The organism is Streptomyces sp. DSM 116795 (assembly GCF_055792905.1).
The window spans coordinates 5301188-5314779 of record NZ_CM147707.1 but is presented as its reverse complement, the minus strand read 5'-3'; the positions used below and the strand labels follow the sequence as shown (position 1 = coordinate 5314779).

Sequence of the window (13592 nt, the reverse complement as noted above, 5' to 3'; positions counted from 1 at the left end):
CGTCTCACGAGGCGCTCTGCGGACGCCCCTTCTCGAAGCCGGACGGGACGTCGCCGCGGCCCAGGCCCAGGCCCCGGCCGCGGTCCTGATCCCCGTCACGGCCGAGCTCGGGCTCGCGGTCCGCCGGCCCCTCGATCTGCTCCCGGTCCCCGTCCCGGTCCCGGCCGGGGTTCGCCGCCCCCTCGGCCTCATGGCCCAGGGCCTGGCGGCCGGCGTGCCAGTGCCGCAGCGCGCCCGACTCGATCTCGATCTGCTCGCGCAGCGCGTCCAGCCCTTCCGCGTCGTACCGGCTGGCGCGGTCCTGCGCCGCGAAGCGCAGCGAGTCCGCGGAATCCCTGATCCGTGCGACGCGCTCACGCACCTCAGGCATGAGGTCGGCGGTACGCGCCTTGTCCGGCTCCCGGTCCATCAGCAGCCGCATCTCGCCGTCGAGCTGCCGTGCGTGCTCGTGCAGACGGTTGAGGAGGCCCAGCGCTTCCTGCAGGGAAGGGTCCCGGCTGACGTCCGACTCCAGGGCGCGGCGCGTGCCGTCGATGGCGGTGCGCAGCTCCAGCCGTTTGCGGGCGAGCTCGCCGACCGGGCCGGGCTGGGCGCTCCTGGCCTTCAGCGTCGTCTCCTCGACCGTACGGCGGACCTGGGTGCCCGTGCGCTCGACGCCGCGCTGCACCGCACGCGTCACCCGCACCGCCGCGATGACGCCGAACGTCACGAAGAGCACGAAGAGCAGTGCCAGCACGCCGATGACGAATTCCACGAGCAAGCTCCCTCATCCGTCCGCTACGAGCCGTCCCTCTCCACCCTAAACGGACCTGGCGGACGAGGCGTTCCGCGGACCCCCGACCCTCCCCTCACCTGCCCCGTAGGGGACGGGCCGCATCTCCCCCGAGCGGAACGGTCTCAGCCCGGTACGACGTTCACCAGCTTCGGCGCCCGCACGATGACCTTCCGGATGCCCGCACCGCCCAGCGCGCCGACGATGGCCGGCTCGGCCAGCGCCTGCGCCTCCAGGTCGGCCTCCGAGATCGACGGGGAGACCTCCAGCCGCGCCTTGACCTTGCCCTTCACCTGCACCACGCAGGTCACGGTCTCGTCGACCAGGTAGGCGGGGTCGGCGACGGGGAAGTCCGCGTACACGATGCTCTCTTCGTGGCCCAGCTTCCGCCACAGCTCCTCGGCGACGTGCGGCGCCAGCGGGGCGACCAGCAGCAGCATCCGCTCGGCCACCGAACGCGGCACCTCGCGCACCTTGGTGACGTGGTTGTTCAGCTCGGTGATCTTCGCGACCGCGGTGTTGAAGCGCAGCCCCGCCAGGTCCTGCGTGACTCCGTCGACGGCCTTGTGCAGCGCGCGCAGCGTTTCCTCGTCCGGCTCGGCGTCCACGACGGTGACTTCGCCGGTCACCTCGTCGATCACGTTGCGCCACAGGCGCTGCAGCAGCCTGTACTGGCCGACGACCGCACGCGTGTCCCAGGGGCGCGAGACGTCCAGCGGGCCCATCGCCATCTCGTACAGCCGCAGCGTGTCCGCGCCGTACTCGGCGCAGATCTCGTCCGGAGTGACGGCGTTCTTCAGGGACTTGCCCATCTTCCCCAGCAGCCGGCTGACCGGCTCGCCGTCGTGGAAGTAAGCGCCGTCCACCTCTTCGACCTCTGCGGCCGGTACGGCGATGCCCCGGCTGTCGCGGTAGACGAACGCCTGGATCATGCCCTGGTTGTACAGCTTGTGGTACGGCTCGACCGCGGAGACGTGCCCCAGGTCGTACAGCACCTTCGTCCAGAAACGCGCGTACAGCAGGTGCAGCACGGCGTGTTCGGCGCCGCCGACGTACAGGTCGACACCACCGTGCGGCATGCCCTCGCGGGGGCCCATCCAGTAGCGCTCGACCTCGGGGTCGACCAGCTTCTCGCTGTTGTGCGGGTCCAGATAGCGCAGCTGGTACCAGCACGAACCCGCCCAGTTGGGCATGGTGTTGGTCTCGCGGCGGAAACGCCGCGGGCCCTTGCCGTCGCCCAGGTCCAGGGTGACGTTCACCCACTCCTGGTCGCGCGACAGCGGCGTCTCCGGAACGGTCTCGGCGTCCTCCGGATCGAAGGTGCGCGGCGAGTAGTCGTCGACCTCCGGCAGTTGCAGCGGCAGCATCGACTCGGGCAGCGAGTGCGCGACGCCTTCCTCGTCATACAGGATCGGGAAGGGCTCGCCCCAGTAGCGCTGGCGGCTGAACAGCCAGTCGCGCAGGCGGAAGTTGACCGTGCCCGCGCCGACGCCCCCGGCCTCCAGCCACCGGGTGATGCGCGCCTTGGCCTCAGTGACGCCCAGGCCGTCCAGACTGACGCCGTCCGCCGCCGAGTTGACGATCCTGGCGTCGTACGAGACGAACGCCTCGTCCCAGGAGCCGGTGTCCGTGCCCCGGCCGTCGGAGGGCTCCACCACGCACCGCATCGGCAGCTCGAAGGCGCGCGCGAAGGCGAAGTCGCGGTGGTCGTGCGCCGGTACGGCCATGATGGCGCCGGTGCCGTAACCCATCAGCACGTAGTCGGCGATGAAGACCGGGATCTGCTCGCCGGTGGCCGGGTTCACGGCGTAGGCGCCGGTGAACACCCCGGTCTTGTCCTTGGCCTCCGCCTGCCGTTCGACGTCCGACTTCGCGGCGGCCTGCGCGCGGTAGTCGGCGACGGCCGCAGCCGGGTCCGCGTGGCCGCCCGTCCACACGTCGTGGGTGCCTTCGGGCCACACCGCCGGCACGACGTCGTCGACCAGCGGATGTTCGGGTGCCAGCACCATGTAGGTCGCGCCGAACAGCGTGTCCTGGCGGGTGGTGAAGACCTCGATCTTGTCGTCGCCCACCGGGAAGTCGATACGGGCGCCCTCGCTGCGTCCGATCCAGTTGCGCTGCTGCAGCTTGATCGCCTCGGGCCAGTCCAGTCCGTCCAGGTCGGACAGCAGCCGGTCCGCGTAGGCGGTGATGCGCATGTTCCACTGGCGCAGTTCCGCCTTGAAGACGGGGTAGTTGCCACGCTCGGAGCGGCCCTCCGCCGTGACCTCCTCGTTCGCCAGTACGGTGCCCAGCCCGGGGCACCAGTTGACGGGAGCGTCGGAGGCGTAGGCCAGCCTGTACTCGCCCAGGACTTCGGCCCGCTGCACTTCGCTCAGCTCGTCCCAGCGCCCGAATCCGTCCGGGGTCTCACGCTTCCCCGACCCGAACTGCTCGACCAGTTCCTCGATCGGACGGGCCCTGTCGGCCTCCGTGTCGTACCAGGAGTTGAAGATCTGCAGGAAGATCCACTGGGTCCACCTGTAGTAGTCCGGGTCGATCGTCGCGACGCCCCTGCGCTGGTCGTGACCCAGGCCCAGGCGGCGCAGCTGCGCCTTCATCTGGACGATGTTGGCCTCGGTCGACGCCCGCGGATGCGTGCCGGTCTGCACCGCGTACTGCTCGGCGGGCAGCCCGAAGGCGTCGAAGCCCAGCGTGTGCAGGACGTTGTGCCCGGTCATCCGCTGGAAGCGGGCGAAGGCGTCGGTGGCGATGTATCCCAGCGGGTGCCCCACGTGCAGACCCGCACCCGACGGGTACGGAAACATGTCCATGATGAACTTCTTGGGCCTGGCCACCACCGCCGGATCCCCGGCCATGTCGCCGTCACCGGGGTTCGGTGCCTCGTATGTGCCCTGCTTCTCCCAGAAGTCCTGCCAGCGCGCCTCGATGTCGGCGGCCAGTGCCGCCGTGTAGCGATGGGGAGCCGCGCTCTCCGCGGCAGTCGTGGTCTCGGTCATCGTCCTCAAAGCTCCATCGGTCGTCTCTGCCGAGCGCAAATGAAAAAGCCCCTCGCACAGGAGGGGACGCCGCGCCGATTCCGGTCCTCCCGAGCTCGTCGGTCGGGGACCGGGACTGATCAGCGCGGCCCGCTAAGCAGAAGGCGTACGGCACGCATGTCGGTCAGGGTACCGCAAGGGCGGCAGCGCCTTGCCCTCGCGGGCGGCCTGGGGGTTGGGGGGGCGGGGCTCCCGGGGGCGGGGTGCGGGGTGCGGGGTGCGCCTCGGGCGCGTGATGGGTGACGGGGGCGTGCCGCTCCGGGAGCCAGTCCGGACGGCATGATTTACGGCCGACCTCAAGGAACAAGTCAGTGAGCTCTTCTTCGGCACAATCACATCCCCACGCTTCGCTGGGGAGACCCCATGGTGTCCGGACGTGCCCCCCTGCGCGTCCCGCCCCCTCCCGTCCGTCGGCGTCTCTCCCTCAGCGGCTCCGACTGAGCTCTACTCTCCATCCACACCAGGCCCGGCGCCCCCGCTGCGCCCGACGCCGTAGGTGAATCGTCCCTGTCCAGGCGCTTGTTGACCCGCGCACGCACAAAACCACGACACAGAGCGAACCCCGGAGCGGAGAACCTGGGAAGCAACACACGGCGCGCACCCCGAGGGGGCCGCAGGGGCGAAGCCCCCGCCAAGAGGAGAGCTCAGGAAAAGCAACACACGGCACCGCAACCCCGGAGGGACCGAAGGGGCCGCAGCTCCCGCCCAAAGAAGAACCCGGGAAGCAACACACGGCGCGCACCCCGAGGGGGCCGCAGGGGGCGAAGCCCCCGCCAAGGGGGGTGCCGGGGGCGGAGCCCCCGACGGGGGTGCGGGTGGCGGAGCCCCCGCCCCGCGCGGCGAAGCCGCGCAAAAGCAAAGAGGGCGACCCGGTCCGCGCCTTCCGCGGACACACGTCACCCTCGCACTCGTGGAGCTAAGGAGAATCGAACTCCTGACCTCTTGCATGCCATGCAAGCGCTCTACCAACTGAGCTATAGCCCCGAGACTGGTCCGCCGGGGGTCGGCCCCGCGGCGGCGTCGCCAACCTTACACGGCCCCTGCCACGTTCCGCCAAATCCGTTTCCCTCGGCCTGACAGGAACGCGCCCCGCCCCTCCCCGCGGCGGGTACTGTCGACGGCTGCCCCCGACGATCACGACTCCGGAGCCCGCCCGCCGTGAGCGCACTGCAGCAGTCCGCGTCCAGCCGGTCCCGCACGGCCATCGGGACCAGGCTGCTGGGACGTCCGGTCCTGCTCGCCTCGGCCGCCTGTCTGCTCTCCTTCGCCGCGTTCTGGACGGCGCAGCGCGTGACGGACGTCTCCATGATCGACCTCATGGTCTACCGGGCGGAGGGCTGGACCGTACGCACCGGTGGCGACCTGTACTCGATGCGCGCCACCTACGCCGATCTCCCCACCACCTACCCGCCTTTCGCGGCACTGCTGTTCATGCCGTTGACGCTGCTGGACGTCGCGGAAATGCGGACGCTGGCGACCGCGGGGAACCTCGTCCTGCTGGTGGCGGTCGTCCACTTCTCCCTGCGGCTGATCGGCCGCCCGTCGAGAGGGACGCGTCTGCCCCGTCCCGCGGCCGCACTGCTGATCTCCTCCGTCGCCGTGTGGTGCGAACCGCTGTGGACGACGCTGCGCTACGGGCAGATCAATCTGCTGCTGACAGCACTCGTGCTGTGGGACCTCACGCGCCGTTCCGGCCACCGCTTCGCGGGTGTGGGCATCGGCGTCGCAGCCGGGATCAAGCTCACACCGGCGCTGTTCGCGGTGTTCCTCGCGCTGTACGGCGCCGCGCGGGCCGTTCGCCGACTGCGCGCCGGCAACGGCCTCACCGCAGCGTGGAACCGTGAGCTGCGCCAATCCGCCGTCGCCGTGGGGGCGTTCGGGGGCACGGTGTTGCTGGGCGCGCTGATCCTGCCGTACGACTCACGACGCTTCTGGTTCAACGCCCTCTTCCAGTCGGACCGCGTCGGGCATGTGGAGATCACCGACAACCAGTCCCTGCGCGGTGTCGTGGCCCGTCTGCTGCACACCGGCGATCCGGGGTGGCCGTGGCTCGTGCTCGCCGCTGTGGTGGCCCTTTCCGGCCTGGCCGTCGCCGTCGCGGCAGCCGCTGCGGGCCGCCGACGGCTGCCGTACGCGCCGGCGTGGGCGGTCCTCGTGTGCGCCTTCACGGCGCTGCTGGTGAGCCCCGTCTCGTGGTCGCATCACTGGGTGTGGTGCGTGCCGTTGGTGCTGCTGCTGGGCACGGAGTCGCTGGAGCGCGAACGGGCCCTGCCGTGGCGGGTGTCGACGGGTGCCGCTGTGCTGCTGTTCTGTTCGTACGCGCTGTGGTGGGTCCCGCACGGCGCGACCGGACCGGTGAAGCCGGAACTTCACCAGACGGGCGGCGAGATGGTGCTCTCGGCGCTCTATCCCGCCGGCGGCCTGGGCTTTCTGACGCTGGCCGCGGTGCTGGCGGTACGGGCGCTGCGCAGGCCCGCTCCGTACGAACCGGACGCTGCGGCGAACCGGGCGGCCGCACCCGCACGTTGACCCGCGGCAGGGCACTCTGTCAGGCGGTCGCGAAGGAGTAGAAGCGCTTGAGGGTGCAGTGCTCGTCGAGCAGGCGCCCGTAGATGGGCTCCCCGTCCAGTTCGCGGTACGTCTCGATCGGGTCGCCCTTTATGATCAGCGCCCGCGCGCAGTCCTCGCACCAGTACTGGAATTCCGGGTTGACCGGCTCCATGTCGCGGACAATGGGCGTCCCGCTGCCGCACCAGTCGCACTTCCGGCTGTGTGCACCCATCAGTCATCAGCCCCAGCTGTGGCCGCAGGTCGTGCACACGTAGGAAACTCCTCCATTGTCGCCGAGCATCTGGGCAACGTTCGATGAACCGCAGGCCGGACACTGCAGCGTTCGCGATGACACCGCTGCCGGACCGGTGGCTGGACTTGTGCGCGGGCGAGCCTGCTGCCGACCGCCCTCGGCGGGGACCACTGCCGACATCGCACACGTCCCTCCCCTCGGCCCTCCCCCTTCCGGCCGTCACGATTCTGCCACGTTCTCCCATTGCTCAGGAGGCCCGGTCGGCGATAGGGACGCAAAGCGCGTTGCGAGGCGAACCCTCGCAGGATCGACGGAACCGGACCCGTTCCGGTTCCGGCCCGCACCACTGGACATTCCCGCCCAACGTCCGCGCATCGCACGTTCCATGGTCACGGGGGGAAAGCCCTTGCAAGCAGGATGCCGGGCCCGCCGTCCCTGGACAAGCCACCGTTGGCCGATCACCGGAGGACGAACGGCCGCGGCCGTTCTCGACAGGCCGCTCGCTTCAGCTCGTGGGCTTCTGCTCCAGTGCCTTCCGGGCCGCATCGAAGCTGCGCAGCGCCGCGCCGACCGCCGCCGCGACGGTGACCTCGAAGATCTCGTCTTCGGAGTGACCGGCGGCGACGAGTCGGCCGATGTCGGTGTCAGTGATCCGGTACGAGGCGTCGCGGACGGTCGTGGCGTAGGACTGCCACGGTTCGGGAAGCGCGGCACCGGCCGCGGCGGCGGCGCGCAGCGACGGGTCGGTGACAGCGGGCGCGTCCAGCACCGCGTGGCGCAGGTCGGCCACGGCCTCACCGTGACCTGTGGCCTGGCCGTCGGCGAGCAGGAAGGAGGGGAAGCGGTAGCCGAACCGGTGCAGTGCGCGGGTGCCGCTGTGCAGTTGGCCCTCGCGGAGGGTGAAGCCGAACGCGTTGGCCAGGCGGTCGACGATGTTCCACACCAGGTTGACGTGCAGCGCCTCCAGCAACGCGTGCTCGGGCAGGTCGGCGGTCGCGGCGGCGGCGTCGGTGGCGTTCACGCTGTCCGGCGTCCGGCTGACCAGGTCGAGGAAGTCCCGGACGGCGCGCAGTTGCGGCCGGGCCGACGCGGGATCGTCCGGGTCGATTTCGCCGTTGCCGGCGATGCGGGTGAGCTCGGCGTGCGAGTCGATGCAGAACGGGCACTGGTGCAGCTGCGCGGTGCACATCGCGAGGTATTCGCGCTCCCCCGCGGTCCAGTACGACGGCCCGCGCATCGCGTCGGCGGTGAGCTCCAGCAGTGGACGGGTGAGAAAGCCAGGCCGGTACAGCAGCATCTTCACGATGTCCGGGCTGTCCACACGCGACATTGCCGAGGTGAGTCCCAGGAACAGCTTGGCGCGGCGGCGGTGGCCGTGGTCGAGAACGGACAGTCTCATCGGGACTCCGTCACGTCGAGGTCGTGAGACGGCCGAGTGTTCGGGTCGTGACACGTTGTGGAGCTAAGGAGAATCGAACTCCTGACCTCTTGCATGCCATGCAAGCGCTCTACCAACTGAGCTATAGCCCCGGGGAGTTCACGCACCGGCCGACGCGGAAACGGAACGCCGCCTCGTGAACGGGAGGAAGCCTAGCCGGTGCCCGGACCGGATGGGAAATCACGCCAGGCACCAGAGACCAGGCGCCAGAGACCCTGCGCCAGGCACCGGGCACCGGGCACCGGGCACCGGACGCCAGTCGTCTAGTCGTCGTCTCCGAGCACCGGTTGCGGAAGCGTGCCCGCGTTGTGTTCCAGCAGCCGCCAGCCGCGCGCACCCTCACCCAGCACGGACCAGCAGCAGTTGGAGAGCCCGCCGAGCGCTTCCCAGGTGTGCGGCAGCAGGCCGAGCAACCGTCCGATGGTGGTACGGATCGTGCCGCCGTGGCTGACGACGACCAGCGTCCCGCCAGGCGGCAGCTTCTCCACGCTCCGCTCCACGACCGGCGCCGCCCGTTCGGCGACCTCGGTCTCCAGTTCGCCGCCGCCGCGCCGCACGGGCTCGCCGCGCTTCCACGCCGCGTACTCCCCGCCGTACCGCTCGACGATCTCCTCGTGCGTGAGGCCCTGCCACGTACCCGCGTAGGTCTCGCGCAGAGCCTCGTCGTGCGTCACGTCGAGCCCGGTGATGGCTGCGAGCTCCGCTGCCGTCGCGACCGTACGGCGAAGGTCGGAGGCGAGGATCGCGTCAGGGCGCAGCGCGGCCAGCAGACGGGCGGCGCGACGGGCCTGCTCCAGGCCTGCCGGGGTCAGCTCGATGTCGGTGGAGCCCTGGAATCGCCGCTCCAGGTTCCACGCGGTCTGGCCGTGCCGCCAGAGGACGACCCTGCGGTCGCGGCGTTCGGGCGGAGCGGGCGTGGGGGTCACGGCAGGCTGCGCCGTCACCGGGCGCCGTCACTTCCGCCCCGCTCCGACGCGCGCTCGTAGGCCCCGGAGCCGTCCGCCGGACCCGAGCCCGAGCCGGAGCCCTGGCCGCCGCTGCCGTCCTGGCCGCCGGCGGCCGCCTCCTGCACGGCGTGCTCGCGGTCCTTGCCGCGCGTGGCCTTGGCGTCCTCGGGCAGGTCCAGCTCGGGGCAGTCCTTCCAGAGCCGTTCCAGCGCGTAGAAGACCCGCTCCTCGCTGTGCTGCACATGCACCACGATGTCGATGAAGTCCAGTAGCACCCAGCGCCCGTCCCGCTCGCCCTCGCGGCGGGCCGGCTTGGCGCCCTTCTCCTTCAGCAGGCGCTCCTCGATCTCGTCGACGATGGCCTTGACCTGCCGGTCGTTGGGTGCGGAGGCGAGCAGGAAGGCGTCGGTGATGGCGAGCACGTCGCTGACGTCGTAGGCGACGATGTCGTGCGCGAGCTTGTCCGCTGCCGCCTGGGCGGCGGCGTCGATCAGCTCGATGGAACGGTCCGTGACGGTCACAGGCGAAGCTTTCGAATCGGAAGCGGTGGACGTGTGTGCGTGTCGGGAACCAGGATCTCACGCCTGGCCGGGGCTCTCACTGCTTGTAGTCCCTGCCCAGCACGACCGCGACATCGGCGTTGGCCGCTTCCTTGCCCTTGCGGACCGCGCTTGCGGGCAGTCCGAGCGTCTTCGCCACTTCCTCCGCCTTGGCCTTGTACTTGCCTCCGGCGTACGTCACCTGGGAGCGGGCCTGCGCCTTGCTGCCGGCTCCGCCCTTGACGACGGTGTAGCCGCTGTTGACCAGCGCCGCGGAGGCCGCGTCGTCGCTGCCGCGGTCGCCGCTCGCGTTGACGATCTTCACCCTGGGGGCCGCGTCCGGGTCGGTGTTCTTGACCGTGCCGCCCAGCACCTGTTTCACCAGGCCGTCGCTCGTACGTCCGCTGAGCGTGCCGTTGGCCCTGACGGGCAGCGTCTGGGTCTTGTACGCACCGTCCTTGGCCTGGCTCGCCAGTTTCGCCAGCGAGGCACCCAGCTCCCCCTCCGGCAGCGACGGGTCGGGGATCTGCCCGAGCGTCTCGACGGTCCTCGTCGCCGACTTGGAGTCGCTGGAGAGCTTCCGCAGCGTCTGGTGCATGACCTCGCCGAAGCGCTCGAGCTGCCGCGTCTGCGGCTCGCCGCGGCCCCGGTACGTGGCGTAGGCGACCGCCGCCTGCCCGTCGAGGGTCTGCGTCCTGCCGCGTTCGACGAGCGGTTCGTCGCCCTTCTTCTCACCGGGGACGGTGGCGTTCGCGTCGACCTTGATGCCGCCGACCAGCTCGACCAGGTTCTCCAGGTACGGGGTGTCCAGGCGCCAGCTGCCCTTGATGTCGGCGCCCAGCAGCGTGCCGAGCGCCTCCCTGGTCGGGGCGGTGCCCTCGTCCTCGACCGCCTTGCCGAGGGTGGTCGTGGTGCCGTTCTCACCGGAGACCGCGAGGGAGTTCGGGAGCAGCACGGTGTTGCCGCGCTTGGCGTCGGCGTTGTCCACGAGGAGCGCCGTGGAGCTGCCGCCGCCGTCCAGTGAGCGCAGATGCACCACGATCACGTCGCGCTGCTGACCGGCTGTCGTGGCGGCGCCGCCCTCGTCCGCGCTCAGGCCGGGCAGCTTGCCCGCGTACCAGAGGTATCCGAGTCCGCCCGCGGCCACCATGACGAGGGCGACGACGAGCGTGACGACGCGGTTGCGGCCGCGGCGCTTGGCCTCCTCACGGCGCTCGGTGCGGCTCTCGCTGAACTTCAGCCAGTCGATGACGTCCTCGGACTCGTCGGCCTGCTCCTCGACGAAGGAGAACTGCTCCGTGTGGTATCCGCCGTCGGCGTCATGGCCCTGGCCGCCCGCGCGGACGCCGCTGCCTCCGCCGGCCGCGGGCGCTCCCGCGTCCCGCTGCCGCTGCGTCTGCTGCGGAATCCAGTCCTGCTGCGTCTGCTGCGGGGGTGCCTGCTGGTACGGCTCCGCTGGCGCCTGCGCTCCGTACGTGCCGTAGGCGCCGTGGCCCTCGTAGCCCTGGCTCTCGTAGCCCTGGCCCTCGTGGCCCTGGTAGCCGTATCCCTGCGGCTCGGGCTGTGCCGGCCGGCCGGGCTCTCCGGGCTGCTGCTGCGGCGGCGCCCCGTACGGCCCGCTCTCGTCGTAGCCGTAGACCGGCTGCCCGTACTCGTCGTACCCGAGGAAGCGGGGCTCGCCGGACGGCTGCCCGCCCTGCTGCTGCCCGTACTGGTCGTATCCGTAGCGCTCGTTCATGTGTGGGGCGCCTCCTCCCCGTACAGCCCCCGCTTGTTGATGTAGCGCACGACGCCGTCCGGGACCAGATACCAGACGGGGTCGCCCCGCCGCACCCGTTCGCGGCAGTCCGTCGAGGAGATGGCCAGGGCCGGGACCTCCACCAGTGACACCCCGCCGTCGGGCAGACCGGGATCGGTCAGCGTGTGCCCGGGCCGGGTGGCCCCGATGAAGTGGGAGAGGGAGAAGAGTTCGTCGGCGTCGCGCCAGCCGAGGATCTGGGCGAGGGCGTCGGCACCGGTGATGAAGAAGAGGTCGGTCTCCGGATTCGCGGCCCGCAGATCACGCAGCGTGTCGATTGTGTACGTGCGGCCGCCGCGGTCGATGTCGATGCGGCTGACCGAGAACTGCGGGTTGGAGGCCGTCGCGATGACCGTCATCAGATAGCGGTCCTCGGCGGGCGAGACCTGCTGGTGGGTCTTCTGCCACGGCTGCCCGGTCGGCACGAAGACGACCTCGTCGAGGTGGAAGCGCGTGGCCACCTCGCTGGCGGCGACGAGGTGCCCGTGATGGATCGGGTCGAAGGTCCCGCCCATCACCCCCAGCCGCCGCTTGCCGGTGCCGGGCACTATGTGCTCTCCCATGCGAGCCGACCTTATCCCCTCGATCCTCACTCCGCTGCTCCGCCCGTACGACGCGGAGGCCGCCTGCGCGACGGCGTCAGCCGGAGACGCGGACACCCGGGACGTGCCGGGAGACGGCTCGGGTCAGCGGTCCCGGTTGAAGCGCGTGGTGATCCACAGCAGCAGAAGCAGCGCCAGCAGCGACCCGCCACCGGTCAGGTACGGGAGGACGGGGTCGTGCCCGTGCTCGCCCCCCTCGGAGGCGAGAGCGGCGAAGGCGTGGTGGGCGGTGCTGGGAAGCATCATCGTCGGCAGGACCTATCCACGTGTGGGCCGGACATCGGTTCGTGTGCTGCACATCGTATGCGGGGCCCTTCGGCGGGCTCACGCCACCTCTCGCCCGGGCCTCACCTCCCGGCCTCTCCGGTCCCGTCCCCCGCGCAACCTTCCGGGGCCCGTACGACGTCTCCACCTCACGTCCGGGGTTCCCACCGGACGCGTTCGCCCCGGGCATTCCGGTTCCGAGCGCCTAGGCTGACCTCAACCCACCGTGAACGGTGAGACAAGCGACAGGGGGAACGCGATGAGCGACAACGCAGGCACCGAGCGGCTGCCCGGCCGCAACCGGCGCCGCTTCCCGGGGATCTCCTCCCGGGCGTACGAACATCCGTCGGACCGCTCGGCGCTCGTGGCGCTGCGCAAACTGAGCGGTTTCGACTCGGTCTTCAAGGCGCTGAGCGGGCTCGTGACGGAGCGCAGCCTCAGGCTGCTCTTCCTCGCCAACTCGGTGCGCGTCAACGACGAGCAGTTCGCACATCTCAACTCGATGCTGCGGGACGCCTGTTACATACTGGACCTGGAGAAGGTCCCGCCGATGTACGTCAATCAGGACCCGAATCCGAACGCGATGTGCATCGGGCTGGACGCGCCGGTCATCGTCGTCTCCACGGGCCTCGTCGAGCTGCTGGACGAGGAGGAGATGCGGACGGTCATCGGCCACGAGGTCGGACACGCCCTGTCCGGGCACTCCGTCTACCGCACGATCCTGCTCTTCCTCACCAACCTCGCGCTCAAGGTCGCCTGGATTCCGCTCGGCAACGTCGCGATCATGGCGATAGTCACGGCGCTGCGCGAGTGGTTCCGCAAGTCGGAACTGTCGGCGGACCGTGCGGGGCTGCTCGTCGGGCAGGACCTGGCGGCGTCACTGCGCGGGCTGATGAAGCTCGCGGGCGGCAACCACCTGCACGAGATGAACGTGGACTCCTTCCTCGCGCAGGCCGAGGAGTACGAGTCGGGCGGCGACATCCGCGACTCCGTACTGAAGATCATGAACGTGCTGCCGCGCAGCCACCCCTTCACGGCGGTGCGCGCCGCCGAGTTGAAGAAGTGGGCCGAGAGCCGCGACTACCAGCGCCTCATGGACGGCCACTACCCGCGGCGTGAGGACGACAAGCAGACGTCCGTCTCCGACTCGTTCAAGCAGTCGGCCGACCACTACACCGAGTCGTTCAAGAACAGCAAGGACCCGCTGATGGGGCTCGTCCGCGACATCGCCGGCGGCGCCGGCGACCTGGGCGGCAAGCTGCGCGACACCTTCACCGGACGGACCGGCGGCGGCGGCGAGGGCAACGGGAACGGGAACGGCAACGGCAGCTCGGGCGGCAGCGGTTCAGGGGGCAGCGGTTCGGGCGGCGGCAGCAGCTCCGGCTGAGCCG

12 protein-coding genes and 2 tRNA genes are annotated in these 13592 nt (G+C 70.6%); 2 read left to right on the top strand and 12 right to left on the bottom strand.

Translation table 11 applies throughout. The annotated features are described in order from the left end of the window. Positions 1-4: 4 nt before the first annotated feature. From ACSMXX_RS22865 to ACSMXX_RS22855, 3 genes are all read right to left on the bottom strand, one after another. The gene (locus ACSMXX_RS22865) at positions 5-754 is read right to left on the bottom strand and encodes a hypothetical protein (RefSeq protein ID WP_473180561.1); all 750 of its coding nucleotides are present in this window, start codon (positions 752-754) and stop codon (positions 5-7) included. Between the two features lie 143 nt (positions 755-897). Beyond that, complete coding sequence (gene leuS, locus ACSMXX_RS22860) at positions 898-3771, bottom strand: leucine--tRNA ligase (RefSeq protein WP_473180560.1); 2874 nt, start codon at positions 3769-3771, stop codon at positions 898-900. 950 nt (positions 3772-4721) lie between these two features. Next, positions 4722-4794, bottom strand: a tRNA-Ala gene (locus ACSMXX_RS22855). A 174-nt stretch (positions 4795-4968) separates the two neighbouring features. Here ACSMXX_RS22855 and ACSMXX_RS22850 point away from each other — a divergent pair. After that, positions 4969-6339, top strand: a complete 1371-nt coding sequence (locus tag ACSMXX_RS22850) for a glycosyltransferase 87 family protein (protein ID WP_473180559.1) — start codon at positions 4969-4971, stop codon at positions 6337-6339. 19 nt (positions 6340-6358) lie between these two features. Here the strand turns inward: ACSMXX_RS22850 and ACSMXX_RS22845 are convergent, their stop codons facing one another. From ACSMXX_RS22845 to ACSMXX_RS22805, 9 genes are all read right to left on the bottom strand, one after another. Continuing rightward, entirely contained in the window at positions 6359-6592 is a 234-nt protein-coding gene (locus tag ACSMXX_RS22845) for a hypothetical protein (protein ID WP_045863337.1), read from the bottom strand. Positions 6593-6598: 6 nt separating this feature from the next. After that, positions 6599-6793, bottom strand: coding sequence for a hypothetical protein (locus ACSMXX_RS22840; protein ID WP_473180558.1), 195 nt, complete (start codon positions 6791-6793; stop codon positions 6599-6601). A 325-nt stretch (positions 6794-7118) separates the two neighbouring features. Further along, positions 7119-8012 (bottom strand): carboxymuconolactone decarboxylase family protein, encoded by an 894-nt coding sequence (locus ACSMXX_RS22835; protein WP_473180557.1) that lies wholly within the window; start codon positions 8010-8012, stop codon positions 7119-7121. 58 nt (positions 8013-8070) lie between these two features. Next, positions 8071-8143: transfer RNA gene (locus tag ACSMXX_RS22830), tRNA-Ala, on the bottom strand. Between the two features lie 171 nt (positions 8144-8314). Further along, entirely contained in the window at positions 8315-8995 is a 681-nt protein-coding gene (locus tag ACSMXX_RS22825) for a histidine phosphatase family protein (protein ID WP_473180556.1), read from the bottom strand. Continuing rightward, on the bottom strand, positions 8992-9519 hold the full coding sequence (gene rsfS, locus ACSMXX_RS22820; protein WP_473180555.1) for a ribosome silencing factor: 528 nt from the start codon (positions 9517-9519) through the stop codon (positions 8992-8994). The genes ACSMXX_RS22825 and rsfS overlap by 4 nt, the downstream gene beginning before the upstream one ends. Before the next feature lie 76 nt (positions 9520-9595). Beyond that, positions 9596-11275 (bottom strand): LCP family protein, encoded by a 1680-nt coding sequence (locus ACSMXX_RS22815; protein WP_473180554.1) that lies wholly within the window; start codon positions 11273-11275, stop codon positions 9596-9598. Next, positions 11272-11898 (bottom strand): nicotinate-nucleotide adenylyltransferase, encoded by a 627-nt coding sequence (gene nadD / locus ACSMXX_RS22810; protein ID WP_473180553.1) that lies wholly within the window; start codon positions 11896-11898, stop codon positions 11272-11274. Before nadD ends, ACSMXX_RS22815 begins: the two co-directional genes overlap by 4 nt. A gap of 123 nt (positions 11899-12021) precedes the next feature. Then, a complete protein-coding gene (locus ACSMXX_RS22805; protein ID WP_171904209.1) occupies positions 12022-12183 on the bottom strand; it encodes a hypothetical protein in 162 nt (53 codons plus the stop codon). A gap of 277 nt (positions 12184-12460) precedes the next feature. Here ACSMXX_RS22805 and ACSMXX_RS22800 point away from each other — a divergent pair, with 277 nt between their 5' ends. Continuing rightward, positions 12461-13588 (top strand): M48 family metallopeptidase, encoded by a 1128-nt coding sequence (locus tag ACSMXX_RS22800; RefSeq protein WP_473180552.1) that lies wholly within the window; start codon positions 12461-12463, stop codon positions 13586-13588. Positions 13589-13592: the final 4 nt, after the last annotated feature.

What these genes read in the sequence shown, in the direction of transcription:
- ACSMXX_RS22835 (WP_473180557.1), bottom strand. Translation starts at nt 8,012, where the DNA reads ATGAGACTGTCCGTTCTCGACCACGGCCACCGCCGCCGCGCCAAGCTG.
- ACSMXX_RS22845 (WP_045863337.1), bottom strand. Translation starts at nt 6,592, where the DNA reads ATGGGTGCACACAGCCGGAAGTGCGACTGGTGCGGCAGCGGGACGCCC.
- ACSMXX_RS22800 (WP_473180552.1), top strand. Translation starts at nt 12,461, where the DNA reads ATGAGCGACAACGCAGGCACCGAGCGGCTGCCCGGCCGCAACCGGCGC.
- ACSMXX_RS22815 (WP_473180554.1), bottom strand. Translation starts at nt 11,275, where the DNA reads ATGAACGAGCGCTACGGATACGACCAGTACGGGCAGCAGCAGGGCGGG.
- ACSMXX_RS22840 (WP_473180558.1), bottom strand. Translation starts at nt 6,793, where the DNA reads ATGTCGGCAGTGGTCCCCGCCGAGGGCGGTCGGCAGCAGGCTCGCCCG.
- leuS (WP_473180560.1), bottom strand. Translation starts at nt 3,771, where the DNA reads ATGACCGAGACCACGACTGCCGCGGAGAGCGCGGCTCCCCATCGCTAC.
- ACSMXX_RS22805 (WP_171904209.1), bottom strand. Translation starts at nt 12,183, where the DNA reads ATGATGCTTCCCAGCACCGCCCACCACGCCTTCGCCGCTCTCGCCTCC.
- nadD (WP_473180553.1), bottom strand. Translation starts at nt 11,898, where the DNA reads ATGGGAGAGCACATAGTGCCCGGCACCGGCAAGCGGCGGCTGGGGGTG.